Origin of the sequence: Microcoleus sp. B13-B6, from assembly GCF_036705405.1 — a bacterium.
In the GTDB taxonomy this organism is placed as follows: domain Bacteria; phylum Cyanobacteriota; class Cyanobacteriia; order Cyanobacteriales; family Microcoleaceae; genus Microcoleus.
Map to the genome: position 1 here is coordinate 13,674 of NZ_JAUBUJ010000017.1, position 26,976 is coordinate 40,649.

23 protein-coding genes and 1 pseudogene are annotated in these 26,976 nt (G+C 45.8%); 12 read left to right on the top strand and 12 right to left on the bottom strand.

The annotated features are described in order from the left end of the window. Positions 1-126: 126 nt before the first annotated feature. Positions 127-765: pseudogene (locus QUB35_RS10035) on the top strand (phycobilisome rod-core linker polypeptide); the annotation flags it as partial. 218 nt (positions 766-983) lie between these two features. On the opposite strand, the gene QUB35_RS10040 reads toward QUB35_RS10035, so the two are convergent. Beyond that, entirely contained in the window at positions 984-1,202 is a 219-nt protein-coding gene (locus QUB35_RS10040) for a hypothetical protein (protein WP_333141708.1), read from the bottom strand. 976 nt (positions 1,203-2,178) lie between these two features. Here QUB35_RS10040 and QUB35_RS10045 point away from each other — a divergent pair. The 3 genes from QUB35_RS10045 (at position 2,179) to QUB35_RS10055 (ending at position 5,372) form a co-directional block, all read left to right on the top strand. After that, positions 2,179-3,543 (top strand): P-loop NTPase fold protein, encoded by a 1,365-nt coding sequence (locus QUB35_RS10045; protein ID WP_333141711.1) that lies wholly within the window; start codon positions 2,179-2,181, stop codon positions 3,541-3,543. A 240-nt stretch (positions 3,544-3,783) separates the two neighbouring features. After that, positions 3,784-4,833, top strand: a complete 1,050-nt coding sequence (locus QUB35_RS10050; RefSeq protein WP_333141713.1) for a shikimate dehydrogenase — start codon at positions 3,784-3,786, stop codon at positions 4,831-4,833. A 107-nt stretch (positions 4,834-4,940) separates the two neighbouring features. Next, positions 4,941-5,372 (top strand): hypothetical protein, encoded by a 432-nt coding sequence (locus QUB35_RS10055; protein WP_190657424.1) that lies wholly within the window; start codon positions 4,941-4,943, stop codon positions 5,370-5,372. A 253-nt stretch (positions 5,373-5,625) separates the two neighbouring features. Here QUB35_RS10055 and QUB35_RS10060 read toward each other — a convergent pair whose 3' ends face one another. The 3 genes from QUB35_RS10060 to QUB35_RS10070 all read right to left on the bottom strand — a co-directional run bounded on the left by QUB35_RS10060 (position 5,626) and on the right by QUB35_RS10070 (position 6,999). After that, positions 5,626-5,913: a YggT family protein gene (locus QUB35_RS10060; protein ID WP_333102770.1), complete on the bottom strand. Its 288-nt coding sequence runs from the start codon at positions 5,911-5,913 to the stop codon at positions 5,626-5,628. Between the two features lie 230 nt (positions 5,914-6,143). Further along, positions 6,144-6,467 (bottom strand): hypothetical protein, encoded by a 324-nt coding sequence (locus QUB35_RS10065; protein WP_333141715.1) that lies wholly within the window; start codon positions 6,465-6,467, stop codon positions 6,144-6,146. Positions 6,468-6,630: 163 nt separating this feature from the next. Continuing rightward, positions 6,631-6,999 (bottom strand): YkgJ family cysteine cluster protein, encoded by a 369-nt coding sequence (locus tag QUB35_RS10070; RefSeq protein WP_333141717.1) that lies wholly within the window; start codon positions 6,997-6,999, stop codon positions 6,631-6,633. Positions 7,000-7,348: 349 nt separating this feature from the next. On the opposite strand from QUB35_RS10070, the gene psb30 reads away from it, so the two are divergent. Both psb30 and QUB35_RS39105 read left to right on the top strand, forming a co-directional pair. Next, complete coding sequence (gene psb30, locus QUB35_RS10075) at positions 7,349-7,489, top strand: photosystem II reaction center protein Ycf12/Psb30 (protein WP_333054512.1); 141 nt, start codon at positions 7,349-7,351, stop codon at positions 7,487-7,489. Between the two features lie 100 nt (positions 7,490-7,589). After that, positions 7,590-7,709 (top strand): pentapeptide repeat-containing protein, encoded by a 120-nt coding sequence (locus tag QUB35_RS39105; protein WP_445252029.1) that lies wholly within the window; start codon positions 7,590-7,592, stop codon positions 7,707-7,709. On the opposite strand, the gene QUB35_RS10080 is transcribed toward QUB35_RS39105, so the two are convergent. Continuing rightward, on the bottom strand, positions 7,656-9,803 hold the full coding sequence (locus QUB35_RS10080) for a DHH family phosphoesterase (protein WP_333141720.1): 2,148 nt from the start codon (positions 9,801-9,803) through the stop codon (positions 7,656-7,658). The two genes, QUB35_RS39105 and QUB35_RS10080, sit on opposite strands and share 54 nt — an antisense overlap. 378 nt (positions 9,804-10,181) lie before the next feature. Between QUB35_RS10080 and QUB35_RS10085 the strand changes: the two genes are divergently transcribed. Then, positions 10,182-11,087 (top strand): bestrophin family ion channel, encoded by a 906-nt coding sequence (locus QUB35_RS10085; protein ID WP_333141722.1) that lies wholly within the window; start codon positions 10,182-10,184, stop codon positions 11,085-11,087. 231 nt (positions 11,088-11,318) lie between these two features. Here the strand turns inward: QUB35_RS10085 and lnt are convergent, their stop codons facing one another. The 3 genes from lnt to QUB35_RS10100 all read right to left on the bottom strand — a co-directional run bounded on the left by lnt (position 11,319) and on the right by QUB35_RS10100 (position 15,754). Further along, positions 11,319-13,100 (bottom strand): apolipoprotein N-acyltransferase, encoded by a 1,782-nt coding sequence (gene lnt / locus QUB35_RS10090; protein ID WP_445252113.1) that lies wholly within the window; start codon positions 13,098-13,100, stop codon positions 11,319-11,321. A gap of 335 nt (positions 13,101-13,435) precedes the next feature. Further along, entirely contained in the window at positions 13,436-14,518 is a 1,083-nt protein-coding gene (psbA, locus tag QUB35_RS10095) for a photosystem II q(b) protein (RefSeq protein ID WP_333141724.1), read from the bottom strand. A gap of 888 nt (positions 14,519-15,406) precedes the next feature. Next, positions 15,407-15,754 (bottom strand): histidine triad nucleotide-binding protein, encoded by a 348-nt coding sequence (locus tag QUB35_RS10100; RefSeq protein WP_006631073.1) that lies wholly within the window; start codon positions 15,752-15,754, stop codon positions 15,407-15,409. Here QUB35_RS10100 and QUB35_RS10105 point away from each other — a divergent pair. From QUB35_RS10105 to QUB35_RS10115, 3 genes are all read left to right on the top strand, one after another. After that, entirely contained in the window at positions 15,753-15,992 is a 240-nt protein-coding gene (locus QUB35_RS10105) for a hypothetical protein (protein ID WP_333141726.1), read from the top strand. The two genes, QUB35_RS10100 and QUB35_RS10105, sit on opposite strands and share 2 nt — an antisense overlap. A 35-nt stretch (positions 15,993-16,027) precedes the next feature. Beyond that, complete coding sequence (locus QUB35_RS10110) at positions 16,028-17,557, top strand: YifB family Mg chelatase-like AAA ATPase (protein ID WP_333141728.1); 1,530 nt, start codon at positions 16,028-16,030, stop codon at positions 17,555-17,557. Positions 17,558-18,505: 948 nt separating this feature from the next. Then, entirely contained in the window at positions 18,506-19,891 is a 1,386-nt protein-coding gene (locus tag QUB35_RS10115) for a hypothetical protein (protein WP_333141730.1), read from the top strand. A 499-nt stretch (positions 19,892-20,390) separates the two neighbouring features. Here QUB35_RS10115 and QUB35_RS10120 read toward each other — a convergent pair whose 3' ends face one another. Together QUB35_RS10120 and QUB35_RS10125 are read right to left on the bottom strand one after the other, a co-directional pair. Continuing rightward, the gene (locus tag QUB35_RS10120; RefSeq protein WP_333141732.1) at positions 20,391-21,233 is read right to left on the bottom strand and encodes a hypothetical protein; all 843 of its coding nucleotides are present in this window, start codon (positions 21,231-21,233) and stop codon (positions 20,391-20,393) included. Positions 21,234-21,948: 715 nt separating this feature from the next. Continuing rightward, positions 21,949-22,347, bottom strand: a complete 399-nt coding sequence (locus tag QUB35_RS10125) for a DUF4342 domain-containing protein (protein WP_333141735.1) — start codon at positions 22,345-22,347, stop codon at positions 21,949-21,951. 1,429 nt (positions 22,348-23,776) lie between these two features. Between QUB35_RS10125 and QUB35_RS10130 the strand changes: the two genes are divergently transcribed. Together QUB35_RS10130 and QUB35_RS10135 are read left to right on the top strand one after the other, a co-directional pair. Further along, positions 23,777-25,261 (top strand): ATP-binding protein, encoded by a 1,485-nt coding sequence (locus tag QUB35_RS10130; RefSeq protein WP_333141737.1) that lies wholly within the window; start codon positions 23,777-23,779, stop codon positions 25,259-25,261. Then, the gene (locus tag QUB35_RS10135; RefSeq protein ID WP_333141739.1) at positions 25,254-25,418 is read left to right on the top strand and encodes a hypothetical protein; all 165 of its coding nucleotides are present in this window, start codon (positions 25,254-25,256) and stop codon (positions 25,416-25,418) included. Before QUB35_RS10130 ends, QUB35_RS10135 begins: the two co-directional genes overlap by 8 nt. A gap of 82 nt (positions 25,419-25,500) precedes the next feature. On the opposite strand, the gene QUB35_RS10140 is transcribed toward QUB35_RS10135, so the two are convergent. Further along, positions 25,501-25,887, bottom strand: coding sequence for a hypothetical protein (locus QUB35_RS10140; RefSeq protein WP_333141741.1), 387 nt, complete (start codon positions 25,885-25,887; stop codon positions 25,501-25,503). Between the two features lie 116 nt (positions 25,888-26,003). After that, complete coding sequence (gene secF / locus QUB35_RS10145; RefSeq protein WP_333141743.1) at positions 26,004-26,972, bottom strand: protein translocase subunit SecF; 969 nt, start codon at positions 26,970-26,972, stop codon at positions 26,004-26,006. Between the last annotated feature and the right edge of the window lie 4 nt (positions 26,973-26,976).

The following is a 26,976-nucleotide window of genomic DNA, read 5'->3' on the forward strand; positions in this document are numbered from 1 at the left end:
AGAATGTAAATAACTCGAAACTTCTGCGATTGCCTTTCTTCGGATCTTAACGAAGAGAGGTTCTCTTCGTTAAGCTCGCTTGTGACTACGCGCAGCGGTTCTGTTGTCGAGCAAACTGTCGAGACTGAGGAAGAAACTCCGAGGTTTATCGAATTGGGCGCTGCGCTCGATCGGGGCGAATTCGAGTTACAAAATAGCCTCGCTCAAGGTGTCAGCAAGCGGCGCGAACAAACTAAGGTGTTCAAGCTGACGACTACTTCTGACAAAGTAGCTTTGAAAACTTTAATTCAAGCTGCTTACCGTCAAGTTTTTGAACGCGACTTGAATCCCTACGTTGTGAAGAATGAATTTACGGCGCTGGAAAGCAAACTGGGCAACAATGAAATCAATCTCAAGGAGTTCATTGAAGCTTTGGGTTGCTCATCGCTGTACGTCAAACAGTTCTACGCACCTTATCCCAATACTAAGGTGATTGAGTTGGGAACGAAGCACTTCTTGGGCCGCGCTCCCCGCAATCAAGCGGAGATTCGGACGTACAACCAAATCTTGGCAAGTAAAGGGATTAAGGGCTTTATCAACGCGATGTTGAACAGCGTTGAATATGCCGAGGCTTTTGGTGAGGATACTGTTCCTTACCGTCGCTTTCCGACTCTGCCTGCGGCGAATTTCCCGAATACCGAAAGGCTGTACAATCAACTCACCAAGCAGAATGGTGAGTTGGTGGTTCCAAGCTTTGAACCAGTAGCTGCTACTGACAGAAGCTAACAAAAAACTGCAAGAAAATTGATTTTGTAGGTTGACAAAAATCCTCCGTTACGGTAATGCTGTAGCGGGGGATTTTTGGTGATGTTACGCTGTTTATCGATCGGCGAGTCCCATAGTCCGACAGGGATTGAACTCCCTGTGTCCTAGCTAAAGTCCTTGCTATGAGGACTGAGGTGGGCGATCGTTTGATTTGGCGCTTCAGTCGGTTTTAACCGACTTTAGCTATGAGACGGGGATTTCAATCCCCGGCGGACTGAAAGCAAAACCCGATCGCCCAAAAGTGCGATCGGGGTCGATCGATGAGTCCGAGAGTCCGACAGGGATTGAAATCCCTGTCTCATAGCTGAAGTCCACGCTTTGTGGACTAAATTGAACCACAGTTTGATGAGACTGAGAAATTTGATAACGGGCAGGCAAGCGTGAGAAATGGTTGGCAATTCAGTATGGTCTCTGACCGTACTGAGTATATTTAGGATTTAAATAATTAAACTAACTGCCACTCAAGAATACCAAACTACAAAGTATAGGACGAAAAGAATATGGGTTTGTTGATCTAAGGATCGCGAATTAAATAACTTACAATTTTAATTGTTATTGTGGGATGGGCGTCCCGCCCATCCCACAAACTTGTGGAAGTTATTTAATTCTCATTCCTAAGCTGTTGTGCATTTAATTTGTATATTGAGGGCGGGATTTCCTGCCCAACCCCTACTCCCCACAAGAGGAAAAATTTATTTTACTATGCAATTTAAATGCGGATTAACTGATTGATTTCGCTAATCTTAGGATTAGTAATTACAGCCATGATTAATCGGTTAATGGGGATATAGCAACCGCCAAGGAGGTTTCTATACTAGCGTGTCTTTTTTATTCAAACTGACAACAAGGATTTTTTGTATCGGAGGCGGAATATGGATAATTTATCGGACAATTCAGCAGAGAAAACACAATATCTTGGTTTATGAACTCGGATATGGTGCAAGTTACCGCCCTTTATATATTCGGTTAACCGTACTAAAATAGCCACTTTGACGCGAGAACATTACCGCCCAATCTTCGTCGTTGATTTCAATATACAAAATTGCGATCGGCACAGACACAGCGATTGCCTAGTTATCGGGTATTAGTGATTTCCCTTCATTCCCTGTAGGCAAAAATTAGGTATAATTGGTGAGTGCGTATGATGATAAAAGTTTAAAAAAAGAATAGCCAGGGAGGGAAGACCCCAACCCCGATAGTGATTAGTCATTACCCATCTAAAATCTAAAATCTAAAATCTAAAATTGTATGGGCTACATCAAGATATTGACCGCAAAATAAAACAGCCGAATAAACGGGCCACTTGTTCTGATTAGTAAAGTAGCGAAACGAATAAGATATTAGGGCATAATGTTGTGAAAGATGGAACAGGGTATGGAACTAAATTTACAGAAATTTTATAGCGCCTGCAATCCCAGCTACACCCTGGCAGTAGCAAATCAAGAAGACAGACAATACTATATCGATTTCTCATCAGTGCGGGGCGGCACAATCGTAGAACAATTGGAGCGCACCATCAGCCGTCTGTCCCCGGATGCACCTACCTGTCAATTATTCACCGGTCACATCGGCTCTGGTAAATCAACAGAATTGCTGCGGCTGCAAGCTCAATTGCAGCAACAAGGATTTCATGTTGTTTACTTTGAGTCGAGTAAAGACTTAGACATGGCAGATGTAGATATCACTGACATTTTGTTGAGCGTTGCTCGTCAGGTGAGCGAAAGCATTGAGAAAATGAAAATCAAGCTGCAACCGACGGGTTTTAAAGCTTTGCTCAAAGGGGTTGCGGATGTTTTTCAAACTCAAATAGACTTGAGCGCTGAAGCTAATGTCCCTGGTTTGGGGGAAATAAATGCCAGCACGGAGGGAGAATTTTCTCTGGCGTTGGGAATTGGCAAAATTACTGCTAAGGCGAAAGATGCTCCGAATCTGCGATCGGAGTTGAGGCAATATTTGGAGCCGCGAACTAACGTAATTTTAGATGCACTGAATAAGGAGTTGTTGGAGCCGGCTAATCAAGAACTCAAACGCCAAGGAAAACAAGGACTTGTAGTAATTATCGACAATCTCGATCGCATACACCTGTGCGCGAAACCGACGGGGCGACTGCAGCCGGAATACCTGTTTGTCGATCGCGGCGAACAGTTGGCCAGACTAAATTGCCACGTCGTGTATACAATTCCTTTGGTGCTGATTTTCTCTAACGATTTGGGCCAGTTGACCAATCGATTTGGGGTAGATCCGAAGGTTTTGCCGATGGTGCCGGTACAGTTGAGCGATGGTTCTGAGTGCTCTGAGGGTGTGGAATTGCTGCGGCAGATGGTTCTGGCGCGTGCGTTTCCCACAGTGCACCCTTCGCAGCGCTATGCTTTGGTAGGCAAAGTTTTCGACTCTGCGGAAACTCTCGATCGCCTGTGTCGAGTCAGCGGGGGTCATGTCCGCAATTTGCTGCAACTACTGTATGGCTGTCTGCAGAAACAAGACCCTCCTCTGTCGCGGGAAACTTTGGAAAATGTGATCGTCCAGCGCCGCCACCAGCTTACTTTGGCGATCGAACCGGATGAGTGGAAATTGCTGCGCCAAGTATCCGCTACCAAAACTGTGAACGGGGAAACTAAATACCAAATATTGCTGCGGAGTCTCTGGGTGTTTGAATACCGTTACGGCGAGGATTACTGGTTTGATGTCAATCCGATTTTGGCTGACGCCAAAGAGTTTCGGGAAACAGTTGAGAGTTGACGGTTGACAGTTGACAGTTGACAGTTGACTGTTGACAGTTGACGGTTGAAATCGCTCTTCGGTCAAACGAAGTTCACTTCTAGCGGACTAAAGAATAAGGGCGTTATTGTAGCAGGATGTGCTATGAAAACTAACAAAAGTCAACAGTCAAAAGTCAACAGCATTGCCCGATCAACAGTCAACCGTCAACAGTCAACCGTCAACCGTTAACTGTCAACAGTCAACAGTCAACTAACAAAAATGATTAAAGGCACTACTAAACTGTTGGGAGTAATTGGTCATCCCGTCGAACATTCTCTGTCGCCGGCGATGCACAATGCTGCTATTTCCCACTTGGGAGTCGATTTTGTTTACTTGCCGTTTCCAGTAAAACCAGAGGATTTAAAGGTTGCTCTTGCAGGATTTGCGGCGATCGGCGTTCGGGGATTTAGCATCACGATTCCGCACAAACAAGCAATCCTACCGCTGTTGTCGGAAGTTTCCCCGATCGCCCGATCGATCGGCGCAGTCAATACCGTATACCTGACTGACAAAGGTTGGTGTGGCACAAATACTGACGTTGAAGGCTTTCTCGCGCCGCTGCAACCCCCCCCAACCCCCCCTTACCAAGGGGGGGCTAAAGACGCGACCTCTCCCTTAGAAACGGGCAATACGGCTATCGAATCCTGTCCCCCCCCTTACCAAGGGGGGGCTGTTGAATCCTGTCCCCCCCCTTACCAAGGGGGGGCTGTTGAATCCTGTCCCCCCCCTTACCAAGGGGGGGCTAGGGGGGGTTCCGATTGGAGTCAGAAAGTAGCGGTAATTTTGGGGAATGGCGGGGCGGCGAGAGCTGTTGTGGCTGGATGCGCTCAATTGGGATGTGCAGAGATTCACGTTGTCGGCCGCAGCGAACAAAATTTAGCGGAATTTCAGCAGAGTTGGGTCAATTCTCCGATGCCCGTGCATAATTTGCAGGTGCATACTTGGGATAATTTGTCAAGTTTAATTTCGCAGGCAGATTTGCTGGTGAACACGACGCCTGTGGGGATGTATCCGCAGGGGGAAAAGTCGCCGGTTGCGGCTGGTGAGATCGATCGAATTTCAGCAAGTGCGATCGTCTATGATTTAATTTACACCCCTAATCCTACCCAGTTTCTCAAAGATGCACAGCTTCGGGGAGCGCGAGCTATTGACGGACTCGAAATGCTAGTTCAACAAGGAGCAGCCGCCTTAAAAATTTGGCTGGATCAAGAATCCGTCCCAGTTGATGTGATGCGCCAAGCCTTGCGACAGCATTTAGGTCTAGATTAATGCCATTTCTTCAAAAAGTAGCTGTAGTTTTCAGAATTCCTATAAGCCGGAATTTGAGGCCCAATTCGCGCTAAGCTGAGAATTAAAATATACTTGCCCCGCAATTTATGAAATTTCGAGCTATCAGCCTTTTTTTTGCTACTTGCCTAATCGGAATTTTTAGTTTGGTCTTCACTCCACCTGCTTGGGCTCTGACGCAGATTAAACTTTCCGACCTTTCTTATCGCGAATGTCCGGCAGAAATGGGAGAAGGAACAGTCACCAGTGGCAGTTCTATGGAAGCTACCTGCTTTTTGATTACTGGGAAAGCTGAAAATAGCACCGGCAAACCAGTTGTCAATGCCGATATTTTCGGCCGCATTTATGATGCTGACGACAATCCGGTGATGCAAAACCGGACTCGGTTGGGTTCTATAGAAGAAGTTCCTCCCGGAGTTAGCGATTTTCAGCTCAGAATTTCGGTTGCCGCCAATCAACGAACACCTTTGAAGCTCAAGCAATTTAAAGCTACAGGTTTTACTGGCGTGGTTCGCCGCTAACGAAACTATTTGAGATTTTAGATTGCTGAGAAAGAGATTTTGGGTTGGCTGGCCGTGAAATTGCGATGCAGTTTGAGATTTTAGATTTTCGATTGTTGAGTGGCTGGCAATTTCTCATTTCTCATGTACGATAAACTCCCCAGCTTTTCAACCGGGGAGTTTATCTAAAAATGTCAAATCTAAAATTTAGTTGTCGGCAGCTAGGTCGGCAAAACAATTTACGCTCGATGCTTAAAAACTTAAGCTTTTCAAACTACAAGGATGTTTGCAAGCTGGTCAAAAGACCAATCAAGAATTCCGAGCCGAATTGCAGTACAAAAAACGCAATCAGCGGCGAAAAATCAATCCCTCCCAAGGGGGGGATAATCGATCGGAATAGATTGAGGTAAGGGTCTGTTAACTGACTCAAAATTGAAAACGGGGGGTCGTACCAATTGATGTTAGGGAACCAGCTTAACAGCACCCGAATAATCATCAGGGCTACATAGATTTGCAGAAATGTGGACAGCGTGGTTGCCAAAAGGCCTATTGAAGAACTCATAAATTTTGCTTGTAGTTTGAGTAAAGTTTACAGACACTTTAACTTAAAGTTTAGCATAGGTCGGGGAGAGGGGGAGCATGAGGCTGTTTACGGGCGGGCTAGAAGACTAACGGCCCACAATAAAATTCACTCTTGGCTTCACAGGCCCGAAAGGCCTGTAAAGCGAGAATGGTGCAAGATGTCAGTAACGCGCATCGATCTGCCAGACTAATCTAAAATTTTAAAGGGATTCAGGAGTCGTTGGCGATCGAACCCTCGCCACCCGGCGCCGGCGCGTTCCCGTTTACGTCGCCGAGTTGCAGCCGCACGTCATCTATTGCCTGATTTAGCTGAGCAATTTTATCTTCTAAACTCAGCCTTGCTACTTCCATACTGTCGGCTTCGAGTTGGCTGGCTTTCCTCTGGCGGATCTTTCTTGTCTTTGCGTCTGAAGGTTCACTCAGCAAAGCTTCAGCAGCGCGCCGCGACAGCACCGCGCCCAAAACTGCACCCACCAAGCCGCCAACAGCAGCTCCGGCAATAAATCCCCCTGTAAAACCCTCTCGATTGCTCATGGATCAACTCAACTGCGCGATATTTCTTTGATTTGTTTATTTTGACACTCTCCCGGTGAGAAACCGGCAGACGATTTTAGATTTTAGATTTTAGATTTTAGATTGAGATGCCCAGCGCGAAAAATCATCCGCAAAGAGAAAGCCTAATGAGCATCAAGTTCGGTTAGTTGTCAGGTAAGGCGAGAATTCCGACTTCAGAGTTAAAGCGGATCATTTCCAAAGATCGATCGCCATAAAGATCTTCAATGTGCTCCAAGCAGCACTCGATCGCGAAATCGTTCAATTCAGTCGGCTCAACGCCGTACATATCCTGAAACACCTCTGAGTCTACCCGACAAAAGCGCGGTCGATCGGCATAAATTCCGCATTCTCGCGTCGCTCTGTCAAAATTGATACACCAACCGTCCTCTCCGACTAAGCTCAAATAGAGCGCTAATTCCTCTTCAGATAAATACTCGTCTAAGTCTGGGCGCTCTGTTGGGTCGAGGTAACAACAAGCACCGCACTGCTTTACGCAACGCCAAGTAGCCATAGTTTGATTTTAGATTTTAGATTTTAGATTTTAGATTTTAGATTCGGAGCATTATGTGGAAAATGCCAAACTTTAGGAGATTGGGGCTCTTCAAGTATATCAATTGCCAGCGCCGGAGGCGGATATCCCGAAGGGGCGGTTCGATTTTAGATTTTAGATTTTAGATTGGGGGACTTTCCGGGAAGGGGCATCAAGTCCCTGGTTTCCTGTGACTGAGAGGTCGATCGTAGTTTACATTTTGTTGAATTTTGTAAAGTTCCTTAAAAAATATGGTCGATCGCCCGGTAAAATCAGAAGCGGATTTTCTAATGCAACAATCTAGACTTAATCACTACAGTCAGGAGGACAAATGGACTTTATAACCGATCTTTTCAGTGGTATGGGTGGTGTAGACTACCAACTCATTGTTCAGGTAGCTTTACTCGCAGCAGTCGTGCTTTCTGGCCCGATCGTGATTTTTCTCTTGGCTGCTAAAGGCGGCGACCTGTAATTATAGCACGCTAGGCGGCGATCGAGAGTTGGGAGTTTTGAGTTTTAAATTATTCAAAATTCACAACGCTTGATCGCCAATTTTCCCTGCTGCACGAGCTTTGTTATCAAATACCGAGTTATCAAATACCGAGTTATCAAATACCGAGTTATCAAATACCGAGTTATCAAATACCGAGGGCGTGTTTAGCAGTTTGAATCAAATTCTCAAAAAAAGGTAGAGATACATCGACTTCTCTAGCATCCTTGCGGGAGTTGCCTAACAAACCGATGTTTTGTCCGGGTGCAACAGCCAAAACTTGCCCTTGAGAGTTGCGAATTCTCAATTCCTCGATCGATCCGGCTGGAGACAGACTGCAAGAATAAGTGCGATCGCAATAATAAAACTCAACTTTTCCGAACATCGGCGGCCTGGAACTAGCAACACTTGCGGGCAGCCGGACACCCAACAATTCTAACTCCACCGATGTCTTGCCATTAAAACTATTTTCCCGCAATCGGTAAGCAATATCAACCCGCCGAGGCAAAGGAAAATATTCGCCCCAACGCCAAGCAATCGCCTTCACACTAGCCGATACATTTCCATCTTGAGTTGCAGTTAGTTTAACGTGACCTCCTTTACCCACAATTTTCTGTTCAGTTATGCAAACATTAGGCGTCCAAAATACAGGAGCCTTATTTTCAATCCCGCAAGGTTCTAGAGCATCAATTTGTCGGTAAATGTCGAGATTTATCTCTGCCAAATTTGCCTGCACATCTACTGAAACCAGCGGTTTTAGGTGTTCCGGCTGCAAACATTGATTGGCAAAAATTGACAATTGATTGCGGAATTGGTCGAGATTCTCAGCCGGCATAGAAAAACCGCCAGCCGCTTTGTGTCCGCCAAATTTAGTTAATAAATCCGCGCAAAAATTCAGACCGTCAAATACATTAAACTCAGGAATTCCCCTCGCCGAACCCCGGACAATTTTAGCGGGCGGGCACGGGGGCACGGAGGAGGATGAGGTTGTAGGGGCGGTGCCCCCGTGCCCGCCCTCATCCTCAAAAGTACCAATAAACACAGGTACGCCGTAGCGTTCCACCAACCGAGAAGCTACAATCCCGATCACCCCGTGGTGCCAACCAGGTTGCACGACAACTAAAACTCGTTCTTGCTGCAAGTCTAGCTCACTTTTCTCGCACCAAGCAATTGCTTCCTGCTCAATTTCCTGGCACAACTCCTGCCTGCGCTGATTAATTTGTTCGCACTGCATCGCGTTTTTAAGAGCCAATTCGCGATCGTCCGTAGTCAGCAACTCTATCACAATTTGAGGGTCAGCCAGCCGCCCCACAGCATTAATCCGGGGCCCAAGCCGAAAACCAATATCTTCAGGCTTTAAGGAATTTTGAGTAGGGGCGGTGCCCCCGTGCCCGCCCGTGAGTTTTGAGTTGAGAATAGATGAACTTTCCCCACTTCCCGGCTGCACTCCCGCCACCTGAATCAAAGCCTGAATACCCGCCAATTGCGAGTGAGGCAACAGCCGCAAACCCCGCTTCACCCAGCGCCGATTAACTCCTGTCAAAGGCGCTAAATCCGCAATAGTTCCTAAAGTAAATAACTCCAGCAGCGGATTCACCAAGCCGCCCACTTTCTGCATATCAATCGCCAAAGTAATCGCCAAAACATAAGCAACGCCTACGCCAGCTAAACCGCGATAGGGCGAAGATTCCGCAATTAATTTCGGGTTGAGAATAGCATCTGCCGGCGGCAGTTTTGGGGGTAAATCGTGGTGGTCTGTAATAATAACTTTGACACCGAGTTCTCGCGCTCTGGCAACCGGGCCGTAGGCTGCAATTCCGTTGTCAACAGTGAGAATGAGAGCGACACCTTCGGAGTGAAATTCTTCTACAATGCGATCGTTAATCCCATAACCTTCTCGCATCCGGCTGGGAATAGCATAATCCACATTCGCCCCCAGCAGCCTCAGAGCGCGTAGCAACAAAGCCGTGCTCGTCATCCCGTCAGCATCGTAGTCGCCGCATATCGCAATTTTTTGCCCTCCCGAAATCGCCTCCCGCAACAATTTGACACTCGCAGCCAAATCGGGAAACTCATCCTTTGGTGCGGGCAAAACCAGAGATTCCGGTTCGATAAACCCTTGCACTTCTTTAAGCGAATCGATTCCCCGGTTAATCAGTACCTGTGCCAGCAAGGGCGACAAACCGATTTCAGTGGCAAACTGTTCGGCTTGCTGTGGTTGAGGCGAATAAATTTGCCACCGTTGGTTTGGCAATCGGTGAAAATGCGGGGGCACAGATGTCGGTAGCTCTTGCACGGAAGCTGAGGTTTAAAGATACATGATTAATCTTACCGAATTAAGTGCCTCAGTCAATCAATTTTAGATTTTAGGTTTTAGGTTTTAGATTTTAGATTGATCCTAAATATGAGTTTTTTGGGTAAAATCCAAAGGTTGTTTGTAGGAAAGCTTTTTTCGGAAGCTCTCACCGCACCCAAATAGGGATACAAGCCCCCGACAGCAGTCGTGGAGACCAAAAAATTTTAGACCAAAGTTCAAACCCCCCACATTTATCTGTGGAGTCAATCTAAAATCTCGAATCTCAAATAGACTGAGGGGAGCTGCAGAACTAAGTGTAGCAGGCATTTGTGCGGCAGGCCCTAGGGCGCAGACTACTAATTTAATGAGGAGACTTGCATGAGTGGCGATCGACCGTCGTGGTTTAAAATTGCATTACAGGTTCGAGGGTCTGTCATTCCCTCAATTTTGCCGCGCGTTTTGCTGTGCGGCGGATTTGGGGTGTTTATTTCCTTCCTGTACTTTTTCAACTTGCCAGTATCCTTGCCGATTTTGTCTAGCATTGTACCGAGTATTGTCCTCGGTTTACTGTTAGTTTTTCGGACAAACACAGCCTACGAGCGATTTTGGGAAGGTCGCAGATTGTGGGGTACTTTAAACAATAACATCCGCAATTTGGCTCGTCAAATCTGGGTAGCAATTGAGGAAAAAGACCCGCAGGATATCATAGAAAAAAAGTCAGCACTGCGCCTATTAGTTGCCTTGGCAGTGGCAATGAAACTGCACTTACGGCAAGAATCAGTCAATCCAGAGTTGGAGCCGTTAATGTCCCCAGCGCAGTACCAAAAGCTCAAATCGATGAACAATCCGCCCCTAGAAGTTGCCTTTTGGATTGAGGATTATATGCACGAGCAGTACGAGCGCAATTGCGTGGATGTTTATCAGTTAACTGGTATGAATGAGTTGCTCAACTCTATGATTGATGTATTAGGGGGCTGCGAGCGGATTTTGAAGACGCCTATCCCTTTGGCTTACGCGATTCACCTCAAACAGCTATTGTTACTTTACTCTTTGGCACTGCCCTTTCAAATGGTGAAGGATTTGGGTTGGGGAACCGGCCCTGTTGTTGCTTTAATTAGTTTTACTTTGTTCGGCATCGAAGAAATCGGCATTGAAATAGAAAATCCCTTCGGGCGCGATGCCAATGATTTGCCTTTGGACAATATGTGTGCTGCCATGCAGCGCAATATGGACGATTTAATTTCTTTATCTCCTAGCGTTCACCAACACCTGAAAGATAAGTAGAGTCATTAATCATTGGTCATTAGTCATTAGTGAACTGTAGGGGCGGGTTCACCAATAATCCTCACAGTGCAAACAGATTTAATAAACCCGCCCCCGCCCCACCCTAAAACTCTTTACTAACGTTAATTTCTAACAATAAACCGCATTAATCCAGCCAATACTAACAATTTTAGATTTTAGATTTTAGATTTTAGATTGGTATCGAAAATCTAAAATCGTATAACCTACGGGTTAATTTCTAACAATTAACCGCATTAACCCAGCCAATACTAACAATAAAGGTGTCAGCCAATCTCCCCACCGCACGTACAAAGTTCGAGTTTGCCGCCGATAAATAGTAGCATCTCGGACTTCATAGGTATTAATTCCAGACTTCCAAACCGTCTCGCCGCGAGGATTTACAAAAGCAGAGTAACCCGTATTAGTTGCGATAACTGCCCATCTATCAGTTTCAATTGCCCGCATCACATCTAGAGCATGATGTTGATCCAGCATTGGGGGTTTGTAATGGGCATTGTTGGAAGCGGTGATCATAAATTCGCCTCCCTTCGCCGCCTGATATCGGAAAATTTCAGCAAACGCCGAATCGTAACAAATTCCGACAATGGCGCGGCCAAACGGCGTATCAAACACTTGTTTAGAATTACCGGGTACTAAATGAGCATCTAAGGGAGAAAGGCGATTAATAATCCCGCCTAAAATTTCGTAAAAAGGGATATATTCGCCTAAAGGCACTAGCTTTAGTTTATCGTAGCGACCGATAATTTCTCCAGTGCGATCGATCGCCAATAAGCTGTTAGTGATACTATTATCTTGCTGTCCGAATCCTCCAACCCAAGCCACAACGCCGCGTTCGAGAATAGCTTGGTAAAAGGAAAGAGTAGAACGCTGATACTCGTTTGTCCAGATAAAAGGCAAAGCCGTCTCTGGAATTAACACAGCATCGACTTTCCTGTCTGCTAACTGTTTGTATCCAGTGGTGTAACCTTCCAAAGCGCGCCCCCAGCCCGCTGAGTCAAACTTAATCTCGTTAGGAATATTGCCTTGAATAATGCCAATTTTTAATGATGTTCCCGCCTCTTGAATTAAAGGCCGATTGTACAAACTCCAGCCTGCAATATGCAAAACTAAAAATAAACCCGCAGGCAAAATATAAGCAACCGACTTCTTCCCTCGGACTTCTCCCTTCTTACCTCGGGCTCTCTCCTGCTTCCATCCATCCGTTACATCCGTTACATCCGTTACACAATCCGTTGCCGAACTTCCTTCTTCCTTCTTCCTTCTTCCTTCAAGAAAAGCTTCGGCGATTAAGCCATTTACTGCTACAAGAGCGGCTGTTACTGCGCTGGGCCCGGAGAGTTGACCGAGGTGCAATATTGCTAAATTGTGCGGGCTTTGGGTATAAGAGAGAGATGTCCACCACAGCGAACCTGTACTCCAAATACTTTCTAAGGCGCACCACAAAGCTGTGCCAATTAAAACGCGAGTTAATGCTGAAAATTTAGAGCTACCCCCCCCAGCCCCCCCTTGTAAAGGGGGGGAGTTAAGAATATGAATAGGATTTTTGCCGGGTAAAGTTAGAGAGTTGAGAATTACAAATAGCCACGCCCAAACGGCGACTAAGGCGGCTCCCCAGAGGGTGATGAATGCCCAGCAAAAAAGTGCGATCGCCAAACTCGGCCACCAAGGAACTCCCAACCAAGTCATCGGGTGAATTCCCATAATCCAAGATAAGGCTAATCCGTGATAGCCAATTCCCCAGAGTAAAGGAAGAAGGAAGAATGAAGCAGGAAGAATGAAGAATTTTTGTTTTTTTACTTCTTGAAGAGGCTTTTCATAACTAACAACCAAAATCCAGAGGGGAACTAGGGCTACCCAAGCCAATAGCCAAGCATTTACTGGTGCGGTTGTCAATGCCATCAAAATGCCGCTGAAAAGTGCGATCGCCCAGGCTAATGTTTTGGATTTATGAACCACGAGTTTTTCAAATTTGTGCCTGTTAAATATCGCCACTTTGATGATTGCCAAAAATAATAATTCTTAATCAATATATCAGATCGATCGGGAAGAAGGAAGCTCGGCAACGCGCAGTGTACGAGATTTAACAGATTTAACGGATTTAACTGAGAAGTTGCACCATTCTCAATAAGCTTTTTATGAACAGGCTTTCCGGCCTGTTCCACAAGAAAATTCACTCTTTGTGGAACAGGCCGGAAAGCCTGTTCCTGAGAATGGTGCAACATCTCAGATTTAACGGATTTAACAGAAAAAAATCTATCAAATTATACTTGCCCAAACAAAAAGCGCCCCTATTTCTAGGAGCGCTTTTTGTTAATCAAAAGCTAAATTTAGCCGTTGATGGAAGGAGCAACCAAAGCTACGGGAGTTGTTTCACCGGCCGCCAAGTCGAGAGGGAAGTTGTGAGCGTTGCGCTCGTGCATCACTTCCATACCCAAGTTAGCGCGGTTGATGACATCAGCCCAAGTGTTGATGACGCGACCTTGCGAGTCGATAACCGATTGGTTGAAGTTGAAACCGTTCAAGTTAAACGCCATCGTGGAAATACCCAAAGAGGTAAACCAGATACCGACAACTGGCCATGCACCTAACAAGAAGTGCAAAGAACGGCTGTTGTTAAAGCTCGCGTATTGGAAAATCAAACGACCGAAGTAGCCGTGGGCTGCAACGATGTTGTAGGTTTCTTCTTCTTGACCGAATTTGTAACCGTAGTTCAAAGATTCAGTTTCGGTTGTTTCGCGAACCAAAGAAGATGTTACCAAGGAACCGTGCATGGCGGAGAACAGAGCACCGCCGAAGACACCAGCAACTCCCAACATATGGAAGGGGTGCATCAGGATGTTGTGCTCGGCTTGGAACACGATCATAAAGTTGAATGTGCCGGAGATACCCAAGGGCATACCGTCAGAAAAGCTGCCTTGTCCGATCGGGTAGATCAAGAATACTGCGGTGGCTGCTGCAACTGGTGCAGAGTAAGCGACGCAGATCCAAGGACGCATACCTAAGCGGTAGGACAATTCCCATTCACGACCCATGTAGCAGAAAATGCCAATCAGGAAGTGAAATACTACCAATTGGTAGGGGCCGCCGTTGTACAACCACTCATCGAGGGAAGCTGCTTCCCAGATGGGATAGAAGTGAAGCCCGATCGCATTCGATGAAGGAACAACAGCACCACTAATGATGTTGTTGCCGTACATCAAGGAACCAGCAACTGGTTCGCGGATGCCGTCGATGTCCACAGGAGGAGCAGCGATGAAGGCGATGATGTAGCAGATGGTGGCACTCAGCAAGGTAGGAATCATCAAGACGCCGAACCAACCGATGTAAATCCGGTTTTCCGTGCTAGTTACCCAGTTGCAAAACTGCTCCCAAACGTTGGCGTTTTCGCGACGCTGTACGGTTGTTGTCATAAGAAACTTTCGGTAAGTGGGAAACGACTCGGCGGTTTCAACCGCCTTGAATCCCTTGCGGGGTTGGAGAGGTATGGTTGCCTCTCCGGTGAGGTATGGTTGCCTCAATCTCCTTTTCGGGGTAATGTTCGCTTCGCCAAGGTTATCGGGGCTTGTCACGCTTACAGCACTGTCGAGAGTGACTTTAAGGCTGTTTAACTGTAAACAACAGAGCGGAAAACTAGCGTCGCATTTTCCGGTGTTATGACCCCAATAACGTAGTCAGTGAAGACTTAGGCTGGTCAATACAGCTTGCTTGATTTCTCTTACAAGCTCAGTGGCTTTAGCCCTGAGTTACTGACTTGGTTTATGATTGCTTAATTGAATTTTCAAGGTTCGTTGTGGGGATGCCCCACGCTTATATTAGTAACACCATTCACTAAAGTTTGCCAAGGGATTACTGCTGACAATTTAAATATTTTACAAACATTTACAAAAATTGGATTCTTGGTAAATATTTATAGTTTTTTACAAAGTAATATTACAAGCAAAACGGGTTAAATACAGCGACCTGAATAACTGAATCTATTGGCTGTAGCTTGGTTCAGCAGTTCGAGCATTGTTTTTTGTTCAGGTCGATTCTCTTTGTCTTTAAATATCTGTTAATTAGGTCGTGAAGAGATGATTTTTAATATTTATTCACAAATACCCGGTGGATTCTGCGAGGGGAAATTTTATCGGGAGAATAGTGAAAACCTGGTTTCAAGTGCGATCGGGCTCCATTCTCAATAAGAGCCAATCAACCCGGTTTATTGACGAAAAAAGAAACCCGGTTTCTGAAGCGCTGGGCAATAGAAATCAACCGGATTTCTGAGGATGAGTCCGCAATTTCTGCGTAAAAATTAGGCTTTAGCCTGGGGGCCACTTCATCTGCCGTCCGCCGAGAATGTGAAGGTGCAGGTGGTCTACAGTTTGACCGCCGTCGCTGCCGCTATTAATGACGACGCGATAGCCGTTGCTAAGTCCGAGTTGTTCTGCTACCCGTTTGACAGTCAGCAGCAAGTGTCCCATGAGAGCATGATCTCCCGATTCGGCATCGGCTAATTTGGCAATAGGCTGTTTGGGAATGACGAGGATGTGGACGGGTGCTTGCGGATGGATATCTCTGAACGCGAGGGCCAAGTCGTCTTCATAAACGATGTCTGCGGGAATCTCTTTGCGGATGATTTTGCTGAAAAGCGTTTCTTGAGTTGTCATGGGTGTTAACGAACGAAGGAAGAAGGAAGAAGGAAGAAGGAAGAAGGCGGAAGGGGGAAGAGGGAAGAAGGCCCAAGTGGGAAGTGGGAAGAGGGAAGGCCCAAGTGGGAAGGGAGAAGGGGAAGTGGGAAGAGGGAAGAGGCAGCAGGAGAGAGGGAAGAGGAGAAAAAGAAGAGGCAAGGAAAAGTTTTCTTGCCTCTCCCGATATTCATTAGTCATTGTTAATCATAATAGATGATGAATCAAGGACAGGCAAATTAAGGATAAAGAAAAATGCTTGCTAGGGTTTGGAGTGCATCGATCGTTGGAATTGACGCGGTAAAGGTGGGTGTTGAGGCTGATGTGTCAGGGGGGCTACCGAAAATCGTCGTTGTGGGGTTGCCCGATTCTGCGGTGCAAGAAGCTAAAGAAAGGGTTAAGGCTACGCTAAAAAATTCTGGATATGCTTTTCCGATGCGGAGTATTGTGATTAATTTGACTCCGGCGGATTTGCGGAAGGAGGGGCCGAGTTTTGATTTGCCGATCGCCATTGGCATTTTAGCAGCATCCGAACAAGTCAGCGGTCAACTTTTGGGAGATTATTTGTTTTTAGGGGAACTTTCTTTAGATGGGAGTTTACGGCCTGTGGCTGGGGTTTTGCCGATCGCCGCTGCTGCTCAAAAAATGGGTATTTCGGGGTTGGTTGTACCGGCTGGTAACGCGCAAGAAGCGGCTTTGGTGCACGGAATATCTGTTTATGGTTTTGAGAATATTTTTGCAGTTACTGATTTTTTGAACAATCCTGAAGTTTATTCGCCTGTAGAAGTAAACGGTCGAGAAGAATTAGCTAAAACGCGGTTTTCTGGCCTTGATTTAAAGGATGTAAAGGGGCAAATTCACGCGCGGCGGGCTTTGGAAATTGCGGCGGCGGGGGGACACAATTTAATTTTTGTGGGGCCGCCAGGGAGCGGTAAGACTATGTTGGCGAGGCGTTTGCCGGGTATTTTGCCGCCGCTGACTTTTGATGAAGCTTTGGATGTGACTCAGATTCATTCGGTGGCTGGGTTGTTGAAGGATAAGGGAAGCTTGGTGGGCGATCGACCTTTTCGCAGTCCTCACCATTCGGCATCTGGGCCTTCTTTGGTAGGTGGCGGCAGTTTTCCGCGTCCGGGTGAAATTTCTTTAGCACATCGCGGCATTCTTTTTTTGGATGAATTAACTGAGTTTAAAAGAGATGTTTTGGAGTTTTTGCGACAACCGCTGGAAGATGGTTATGTGACGATTTCTCGAACTAGACAATCGGTGATGTTTCCGGCGCAATTCACTTTAGTTGCTAGTACGAATCCTTGCGCTTGCGGTTATTACGGCGATTCGATTCAACAGTGTACTTGTTCGCCGCAAAAGAGGGAGCAATATTGGGCAAAACTTTCGGGGCCTTTGATGGATCGGATTGATTTGCAAGTGGCCGTAAATCGTTTGAAACCCGAGGAAATTACGCGACAGCCGACGGGGGAGGAGTCGGAACCGGTGCGGGTGAGGGTGCAGCGGGCGCGAGAACTCGCAACTCGCCGTTTTCAGTCGGAATCTAGTTTGCGCTGTAATGCCCAGATGCAAAGCAGTCACATTAACACATGGTGTCAGTTGGATGATGCTTCTCGGAATTTATTGGAGATGGCGATTCGGAAGTTGGGGCTGTCGGCGAGGGGGAGCGATCGCATTTTGAAGGTTGCTAGAACTATTGCTGATTTGTCGGGGGATGAAAGCTTGAAAACGAATCATGTGGCGGAGGCGGTGCAGTATCGGACGATCGATCGGATGCAGTAAGTCAATCGATTTTAGATTTTAGATTTTAGATTTTAGAGGCGACCCCACGGATAAATGCTCTTTCTTGAGGATTTTCGATTTTCGATTTTGGATTGATTCCACGGATAAATCACGTGGGGGGTACCACCTTTGAAATTCTTGGTCAGCAACGGCTCAAAACACACAAGACCCCGATACCCGACTTCTTAAAGAAGTTGGGAATATAACAGTTGATTCGGCGATTTAAATCGCTTCTAAACATACAAAGTCCCAGCCGAGGGGGACTGAGGGATTAAGGGGGTATTTAAGCTGGATTGATGTTGTCCAATTATTTAATTGAGCCACTGAAACGCCCCGATTTTCCCATGTTTATTGTCGGATTTTGTGCTGCATAGTGCCCGGATCACTGGTGACACTTGTGTAAGTTCTGTTAGTGTTAGATTGGGGATGCGACAGCAAACCAAGGCAGCAGTTAAAGTGGCGATAGGAAGCTTTAGACCAACTGCCCGAAAGCTAATCAACTCAAGTGTATCAGCGCAAATATCAAGAGGTTTATCAGCACGTCTAGGAATCTTATTCTGAGGCTACACGCAGTATTTAGACCACTGCAGCTTGAAGCTGGTGTCAATGCCACCCACCCACAGCTTTTGTCAAAAATTCCTCATAATTTCATCAAAAATTCATCAAGTTTTTACCCACTTTTTGTCATTTTTACTGTAATTTATGATACCGATCGCCCAAGTTGCCCGAAGATCCACAACGGCAGAATTTTTAATATTTAATTTCTCGCTCTCTCTCTCCCTCGCTCTCCCTCGCTCTTCCTCGCTCTTCCTCTTTCTCTCGCCCCCTCTCTCTGTTTCACCCTAAAATTTGAAATTTTTGAGTGACGAATTATGGCACGATCGCAGCGCGTTTTGATACCATTCAATCAAGCGCAAGACAATCAGGGAATGCACTGGAGGTGTGTAAATGGAGCTTTTGGCAGAACAAAAACGGTGCTTGGATTGCTTGGTAAGCTCGATCGAGCAATTGGGAGGTCGAGTAGACATTCCAAAGCTGGAGCAGATAGCTGAGCTAATTATTCAAACGATGAGAGGGCCTTGGCGCTACTTTCACACGTCGGAACACATTTTTGAGGTCGGGGGGTCAGTCGATCCGATCGAGGTGCTGGCTGCGTTGTTTCACGACCTCGTGTACGTGCAAGTCGATCAGGGCGTTAGTTTCAATATTAGCAGCGCCCTTTGTCCTTTTGTCAAAGAGGTGCGATCGCAGTTAGTTATTAGAAATGAAACCGAACTGCCCGACGATGCCATGTATCACCTAGTGGCCTCAGTATTTGGGTTTATTCCCGGCAAGACTCTCTCTCCGTTTGGCGGCCAAAACGAATTTTTGAGTGCCGTTATTGCTGCCAAATCTTTGGAGCCTTTTTTGCCAGCTAGTACGATCGCCGAAATCGCCGCTTGCATCGAAGCTACTATCCCTTTTCGTCCCGTTTCGCCCAGCGGTTTGAGCGCGATCGAACTTTTGCACCAGCGTTTGGTAAGTGCGAACCGCGATTTTAACTTGGGATGGAGCGATGCCCAAATCGTAGAAATTGTCAAGCGTGCTGTCAGGTTAGCCAATCGGGATGTAGAGAATTTTGCCTCTCCCAATTCCTCTAATTTTTTAGACAATACCTGGAATTTGATGCCAGAAACCAACCACGAATTGACCAATGTTAATTCCTATACTGTTGCCGGATATCGCAGGTCTCTGCAAAAAATGGAAGGATTTTTGAACTTCCTCAAACCCGAACTGGTTTTCCAGCAGTTTATGCAAGAGCCGGACGATGCAACCTACGCTAACCTGATTGCTAGAACTCGCAAAAATATCGAAGTTGCTAAACTTTATCTGGGGGTCAAGCTAATTACTATCGCCATTTTAGAAGCTCTTTCCTACCGTTTGGGGCGCGATATTCCGCTTTCAACTATGATGGGAGAATTGCGTACACCAGGATTTAAAACCTCGGTTTTGGAGGATTACTTGCCCAACAGACAGAGCGCCTACCCCTTAGACAGTCAGTTGCAAAGAGAAGTGTTAGACCTGCTAGAAATAGGACGCAATCAAGAATCGCGCTATGATATTAAAAACTCCCCGGTTTCTACGTTTATTATCAAATCTATCGGCTTTGCTGAAACAGAAAACTTTTTGAAGAAAGCTCAAGAGTTTTTTGCAGATCCTACTTCTTCGGAAGAGTTTCTCTCTTACTGCGCTCCCGATGTCATCGAGACCATCACCTCCGGCGTGATGAAACTCTTTGACAGCAGGAAGACGGCTTTAGGGAAAGTTAAATTAGTTCACCAAACTGTTTCTTAGGATAGGTTGGCACACTCTTAAAACGTTTTCCACCGCAGAAACCAGGTTTCTTGAGTTCAGCCACAATGTCCGGTTAGTCTGAGATGTTGCACCATTCTCGCTTAACAGGCTTTCGCGCCTGTTTCACAAAGAATGAGTTTTCTTGTGGGGAGTAGGGTTTGGGCAGGAGATTCCGCCTATAGCAGGCTTATTGATAATGGTGCAAGATTTCACTTTAAACCCTAAAAAAAAGTCCTCTTTAACTAATATGTTGCACCATTCTCAATAATCCTTTTTTGGGCGGGCTAGAAGCCCACCCCACAAGAAAATCTACTCTTTGTGGAACAGGCCGAAAAGCCTGTTCTTGAGACGCAAGATGCCTGTTCCACAATAAAATCTACTCTTTGTGGAACAGGCCGAAAAGCCTGTTCTTGAGACTGGTGCCAGATATCAGCTTTAAAGGACTTTAGCTATGAGTCTGGGGTTGGAACCCCAGGCGGACTAATTCGACATCCAACTTCTATTGCGGTGAACCAGTCGCACCCTCTGCGCCGGAGTTGCTTTCAGGTACAGCCGTATCCGTAGGATTAGACTCGCTCCGGCTTTCGGTATTAGTTTCGCCGCTGGTACCTGCTCCAGGAGCGCCCTCATCTTGAGTTGGAGAAGGAGTAGCTGAACTCTCAGGTGCTGCAGTTGGCGGAGTGGAAGCTGGCTCATCCTGCGGATTCGGAACCGTAGTATTGGTATTATTTGACGGCGAAGATGGAGACGGCGCTGCTTGCTGAGCGGGTGCATCTTGCTGCTGTGAATTTGGAATTGTAATATTGATATTGGGAGCCGGACTTGGTTGAGGAGCCGGAGTTGCCTTTTGAGCTGGACTTGGTTGAGGACTCGGCGTAGCCTTTTGAGCTGGAGATGGTTGAACCGGAACCGGAACAATCTTTTGAATGATCGTTTTTTCTCTCTCTATAGTCCGAGTCGGAGCAGGTGTTGCTGAAGGTTGATTCGCTTTCGGTACAACAATCACAGGAGCAGAAGCAGGAGTAGGAGCCTCCTCGCTCCGATTGAAGTAATATACACTGCCCAGAACTAAACCTGCCAAAGAAGCAAGAAGAATTCCTAACAGTAACCCGCGACCAGCATTCTCATTATCGCGGACTTCTTGGACTCCAAGTTGGCGGTGGTTTTCCGCCATTTGACCCTGTACATAACCTTGGTGATGAGCTGCTTCTTTAGAAGCCTTCGCAGTTGTACTCGGAACACTTGTAGTGGTTCGCGTTGTACTGACGTGACCGTTACTTGCATCTGTGTGAACTTCTTGATGAATTTCACGGCTAGAGCTATTTTCTTCGTTAGGTTTCATAATTATCTTCGCCACAACTATTCAAAAAATATTTGTCTGTAGGAGATGCTCTGGTTGGAAAACTTGAGCTAAGCTGTTCAGCATTTAAATCACTTACTTCGATTCACTGTCAAGATTCAGGCAAGATTCATGTGTAAGCATTTGGCGTTTTGCTCATACCCAGTTTAAATGCTTAACAGCTTTCTGCTTCGGGAGTTTAGAGAACTTTTGGTTTTTCCTTCATTTGTATCGAATCTAACTCGCCAATATATTAACCAGGCTCTACCCCCAGAGTGATTGCCCAAGTCTCCAAAGGAATAGGATTAGCCGGACTTCAACAAAGAATACCCGCTAAATGAGTTATTTATAATGCTTGCTGTGCAAGCATATAGCAAGCCTTGCAGGAGTCGTAAAAATTTTACGACTCCTGCAAGGCTTGCTATATTTATAAAGCCAGTTTGTGCTTGAAATTTGTTCAAGTCCGGTTAGATAACCACAATTAAGTTTTTAGTAGTAAAGACAAGTTTTTTCTCATCTAAGGTGTCACGCATTTAAATTGCATATTCAGGGCGGGCTTTCTGGCCCAACCCCTACTCCCCACAAGACGGCGAATTGTTTGTTGACATTCTATTTAAATGCTGAACAGCTTATCAATAGATGATAGTCGTACTCACTACCAACAAGCTTGATTACGGGATATTAACCGGACAGGAGCCTTACTAACAACTGAGTTTTTTTACTCGGTTCTTTCAATGATGATGGTAAGGTGAGCGACTAATGCACCTATCGCTCCTATTGCTGCAATGACTGGAAACAAGGCCGCACCGATGACTCCACCGACTACTCCCACCGTCAGAGGAACTTCTACCAAAATCCGTCCCTCTTCATTTTTGATAATGATGCGGCGGATATTTCCTTCGTGAATCAGTTCTTTAACTTTAGCAACCAAATCGTCCCCGTTAATCTTCAACTCCTCGACGCTAACTTTTTCCTGAGTATAAGTAGGGGTTTCTAAAGGAGTCGTTTCAAAATTAACTTCACTAATTTTGTCGGCCGAAACTTTGTCAGATACAGGTATTGATTCGAGTTCTCTTGTCCCGACTGGTTCTTGTAGGCGTTCTGTAGGTGTGTCCATTTTTTGTTCTCCTTTTAGGTAAAAGTATTTTTGTATAGAATTATATTGAAATATAACACGCAACTTTTTTTGAATCAATCATTCTTTTGGGTGATATTGCTGGGGGTGCTATGGTGCTTTTCTCTATTGAGATTTGACGGTGAGATTCTAAACTCCTTCCTCAGTGGGCGTTAGCGGCCGACTTCCCTTGTGCCGTTTGGTTAACTGTCTGCTTCTGGCCCTCGCACCGCCCCACCCTTGAAAAACCTTCTATCCAGACAGCCAAAGGATAAAAGCGACTTTCACACTCTCAGAGACTCAGACTCAACAAATGTACAGGTTGAAATACTGACATTGTACTGAAAGTACGATCGCCCCGCCGTGTATAGAATTACCACCTCTAGTTCGGGAAACCGCACATGGAAACCGTCGCTTACTTTCCTCCAATGTCATTTCAATTTAGCTCAGTGCGATCGCCCAAGCAAACCCCACCCCCCGATGTTCCTCAAATCAACATCTTAGAGTTTCTAATGAGAATTGCCTAAACTCAAGGGGGAGGAGAAATAATAATGATCGAAATATTACCGCAACCAAACCAATTTCGTCAAATTGAAGTTGAAGTTGGGGAAAATTCGGGTACAATAGAATTATTTATTTCTGCTTCCTCTTGATTCTCCGTCTCCGATTTGCCAGCGACAGAATTTGAATTTCAAGTTGGTGCCCCGACGGTACTTTTGTGGAAACTTTTAAGGCAGGTTAAGGGGATGTGTGGAATGTGAGTTTTAGTTGCGATCGCACAACTTTAGCATCTGCCGGGAAAAATTTCGTCGGTGAAACTTTGGAGTGTCGATGCGGCTAAAGTATAAGCTGCCGAACTTGACAAATTGCTCGCCATCGGCTGTCCCTGGCTCGGAGACTACCTACAATACAATCTTCGGGTTGAGTGCGATCGGCATTTGTGCAAAAAAACTGACAATTGAGATTAATTGGCAATTGCCGGAAACCTGTTTGGCCTGAATTTTAAAATCGGGCGATCGGCGGCCGATTTGTCGCTATTCTTGTCTTATTGTAATATAATTTTACGCAAGGGGTAATACGAAATGTACTGCCACAGGTCGCAGATGTCTATCCATCTGAACCAAGTTAATGTCATCAAACATTAAAAATAGTTATGACTGTTATATTCGGATTAGCCAAATCTTGGATATATAAAATTTACTACATAGTCAAGTTTCAAAGGGGTGTCTGCTGTTAAATCAATCTAACCTGCAATATCGTTTCGGGGGACACCAGCACGATTTAAGACAAAAAAATCCTGCTGAATTAACGGGATTCCAGGGAGCAGAGGGAAGTTGATAACTAAGCTATAAAAAGAGTTGAAAATGCCGTCTAAATAGTAGGCAAGACTCCAGCAGCCAACCGCAACTGCCAATTACCAAAGGAGGGAGCAGTGTATGAAACTGACGGGTTGAGTCCCCTAAAATCGCCGCTTGGTTTGCGATCGACTCTACAGGAATTAACCCTGTACGACTTTCTCCTAGAATCTGAGTGTCCGGGGGACGAAGTTGCTAAAATTTTTCAAGCAAACCCTTTAGTTCCGGGCATCATCATCACTCAGCAAGGAAAGTTTATAGGGATGATTTCGCGGCGGCGTTATTTTGAACACATGAGCCGCCCCTACAGCTTGGAGTTATTTTCTCAACAGCCTTTGTTCATACTCTACCGCTTTACTAAAACTGATATGTTGGTTCTCGATCGCGAAACCTCAATTGTGACGGCAGTGCGGCAGTCTTTGGAGCGATCGCCCGAACTAATCCACGAACCAATTGTAGTACAAGTAGAACCGGAAACTTACAAACTTTTAGACGTACACCAACTGCTGCTTTCTCAGTTGCAAATTCACGAGTTATCAACCGTGGCAATGCGCGAGTCGCAAGCGCAATTGAGACATCAAGCCCAACAGCTCGAACTGGCCCTGCTGGAACTTCAGCGCACTCAAACTCAACTAATTCAAACAGAAAAAATGTCTTCTTTGGGGCAGTTAGTAGCAGGAGTAGCTCACGAAATCAACAATCCTATCGGCTTTATCTACAGCAATTTGCACCACGCTAAAGAATACACGCAAGCTTTAATGCAGATGCTCAACATCTACAGGCAGCAGTGTTCCGAATTCATACCGGAAATTGCAGCGGAAGCTGAAAAAATCGAACTCGATTATTTGCTAGAAGACTTGCCAAGAGTCTTAAATTCCATGCAGCAAGGTGCAGAAAGAGTGCGCGACATCGTTTTGTCGCTGCGGAATTTTTGCAGATTAGACGAAGCTGAAATGAAGCAGGTCAACATTCACGACGGTATCAACAACACGATTATGCTGTTGCAAAGCCAGCTTAAAGCGAAACCGGGGCAGGAGGCGATCGAAATTCACAAAGAATACAGCGACTTGCCGCTGGTGCAGTGCTATCCCGGACAGCTAAATCAGGTATTTATGAATATTTTACTTAATGCAATTTACGCTCTTCTTGAGTCTAATACATACGAAAATGTCGATAAAAACAACCCTAAAAAGTCGCAATTAGGCGACCCAAAGCAGTCTTGTACAACGACTCAATTATCACTTTCTAACTCTACCCGCCTGATTCCTGTGATTCGGATTCGCACCGAATTAATTGAGAAAAAAAAGGTAATAATTAAAATTTCTGACAACGGGCCGGGGATGGCAGAAGATGTTCGGAAGCGGTTGTTTGACCCTTTCTTTACTACTAAGCCGGTCGGCCAAGGAACGGGTTTGGGACTGTCGATTAGCTATGAAATTGTTGTCAACCAACACGGCGGCGCATTGAAGTGCTTTTCGGAACCGGGAAAAGGAGCAGAATTTGCGATCGAAATTCCGCTTCAACAGTCTTCCGTAGCACAGATTTTGCCTCGCTTTGCATGATATAGAAGAAGGAAGAAGGAAGAAGGAAGAAGGAAGAAGGAAGAAGGAAGAAGGAAGAAGGAAGAAAGAAAAAGGAAGAAGGAAGAAAGAAAAAGGAAGAAGGAAGAAAGAAAAAGGAAGAAGGAAGAAAGAAGAAGGAAGAAGGAAGAAGCAATAAAAGTTAGGGACTCGGCGGTTGAAACCGCTTCTTGTCAAACTTTCGTTCCTCTCGCTTGAGACTAAAGAATAAAGCCCGTCGGCTACCGCGAACCTTTGCAAACCCACTTCCACAAAGGATGACTCGGCCCCTGTTGGCGAATGCGGCGAACTTGTTGTTCCAAACCCTGTTTTTCCCGCAGGGGCAATCCTCGCACCATATTGCGACTTTGCCAAGTTAGCACTCCTAAAGTCATCCCCAAGCACAAACCCAAACCGAGAGTCGGCCAGCGATGAAAAGATAAACCGTAGCGCACTGCCGCCCAAGTGAAGTGTTCTAACCACAAAGCGATTTCGCGGCGCAAACCCCAAATGCTCAAAGAACCGACGCTAATCCACAGCAATATCACAGTTAACCAGCGGCCGTAAACTGTTAGTTTGTGAAGCCTTTGGACTTCACTTTGAAAATTTGCATCGCTTTCATTAGTCATTAGTTATTAGTCATTTCTCATTTGTCATTGGTTATTGATTATTGAGGATTTATTATTAGTCAGTCAACAGTTAACCGTCAACAGTTAACCGTCACCAGTTAACCGTCAACAGTCAATTAAACTTCCTCTGACTGGTTGATTCCTTCTGCGGGGACGGGGATGGAGTGACCGGTGCGACTGCGCCACCAAGCTAGCAGCGTACTGGCAACGAAAATACTCGAATACGAACCAGCAATAAAACCGACAATCAAAGCTAAAGCAAAGTATTTGAGGGTTTCGCCGCCAAACAAAAAGATTGAAAACAATGTCAGCAGCGTGGTAAACGTTGTGTTAATTGACCTTCCCAGCGTCTGCATGACAGCATCATCGACAATTTGATTGATTGGCTGTCCCGGATTTAGCTTGATTACTTCGCGCACGCGATCGTAAATTACGACTGTATCGTTAACAGAAAAACCGATAATTGTCAAGAGAGCGACCACAAATAAGCTGTCAACTTCCACTCCTTGAACTAAACCCAAAAACGAGAAAACACCAAGAGTAACCAACACGTCGTGGAATAGAGCAACGAAAGCAAAAAAGGCATAATCCAACTGAAACCGGAATGTTAGATAAACCGTAATTCCGGCAAAAGAAAGAAATAAAGCCAACAATCCCGAAGTAAATAATTGTTTACCGAGGGTAGGCCCAACCGTATCGATTTGAGTAGATTGAGGAGAAAAAGTGCCTATCTTTTCGCTCAAAGCTGTTTGCAAATTAGTCCGCTGTTCGACATCCAAAGTTTTTGTTCGCAGTGACAAACCGCGCTGTTCTTTGCCGATAACTTGAAGGCTGCTGCCACCTAAACCTTGGGTGTCCAGGACTTCACGGACAGCAGCAAGATCGATGGGTTTACAATTTTCCGGTTTCGTGCAGTCGAGCTCAAATTGCAGGCGAGTGCCGCCGACAAAATCTAAACTTGGGCGCAGCGGTGCGCGGATGTCGGGACGACTCCAAGAAATCGCCATCGACACTATACCTGCGAGGATTATAGCGGCGGAAATACTCCACCAGAGCGATCGCTGTTTGATTACACTGAATTTCATAATT

Bases quoted from the DNA above. Each gene is read 5' to 3' on its own strand.
- QUB35_RS10045 (WP_333141711.1), top strand. From the start codon at position 2,179: ATGGAACTAAATTTACAGAAATTTTATAGCGCCTGCAATCCCAGCTAC.
- QUB35_RS10050 (WP_333141713.1), top strand. From the start codon at position 3,784: ATGATTAAAGGCACTACTAAACTGTTGGGAGTAATTGGTCATCCCGTC.
- QUB35_RS10055 (WP_190657424.1), top strand. From the start codon at position 4,941: ATGAAATTTCGAGCTATCAGCCTTTTTTTTGCTACTTGCCTAATCGGA.
- QUB35_RS10060 (WP_333102770.1), bottom strand. From the start codon at position 5,913: ATGAGTTCTTCAATAGGCCTTTTGGCAACCACGCTGTCCACATTTCTG.
- QUB35_RS10065 (WP_333141715.1), bottom strand. From the start codon at position 6,467: ATGAGCAATCGAGAGGGTTTTACAGGGGGATTTATTGCCGGAGCTGCT.
- QUB35_RS10070 (WP_333141717.1), bottom strand. From the start codon at position 6,999: ATGGCTACTTGGCGTTGCGTAAAGCAGTGCGGTGCTTGTTGTTACCTC.
- psb30 (WP_333054512.1), top strand. From the start codon at position 7,349: ATGGACTTTATAACCGATCTTTTCAGTGGTATGGGTGGTGTAGACTAC.
- QUB35_RS10085 (WP_333141722.1), top strand. From the start codon at position 10,182: ATGAGTGGCGATCGACCGTCGTGGTTTAAAATTGCATTACAGGTTCGA.
- psbA (WP_333141724.1), bottom strand. From the start codon at position 14,518: ATGACAACAACCGTACAGCGTCGCGAAAACGCCAACGTTTGGGAGCAG.
- QUB35_RS10105 (WP_333141726.1), top strand. From the start codon at position 15,753: ATGGGTGTTAACGAACGAAGGAAGAAGGAAGAAGGAAGAAGGAAGAAG.
- QUB35_RS10100 (WP_006631073.1), bottom strand. From the start codon at position 15,754: ATGACAACTCAAGAAACGCTTTTCAGCAAAATCATCCGCAAAGAGATT.
- QUB35_RS10110 (WP_333141728.1), top strand. From the start codon at position 16,028: ATGCTTGCTAGGGTTTGGAGTGCATCGATCGTTGGAATTGACGCGGTA.
- QUB35_RS10115 (WP_333141730.1), top strand. From the start codon at position 18,506: ATGGAGCTTTTGGCAGAACAAAAACGGTGCTTGGATTGCTTGGTAAGC.
- QUB35_RS10120 (WP_333141732.1), bottom strand. From the start codon at position 21,233: ATGAAACCTAACGAAGAAAATAGCTCTAGCCGTGAAATTCATCAAGAA.
- QUB35_RS10125 (WP_333141735.1), bottom strand. From the start codon at position 22,347: ATGGACACACCTACAGAACGCCTACAAGAACCAGTCGGGACAAGAGAA.
- QUB35_RS10140 (WP_333141741.1), bottom strand. From the start codon at position 25,887: ATGACTAATGAAAGCGATGCAAATTTTCAAAGTGAAGTCCAAAGGCTT.
- secF (WP_333141743.1), bottom strand. From the start codon at position 26,972: ATGAAATTCAGTGTAATCAAACAGCGATCGCTCTGGTGGAGTATTTCC.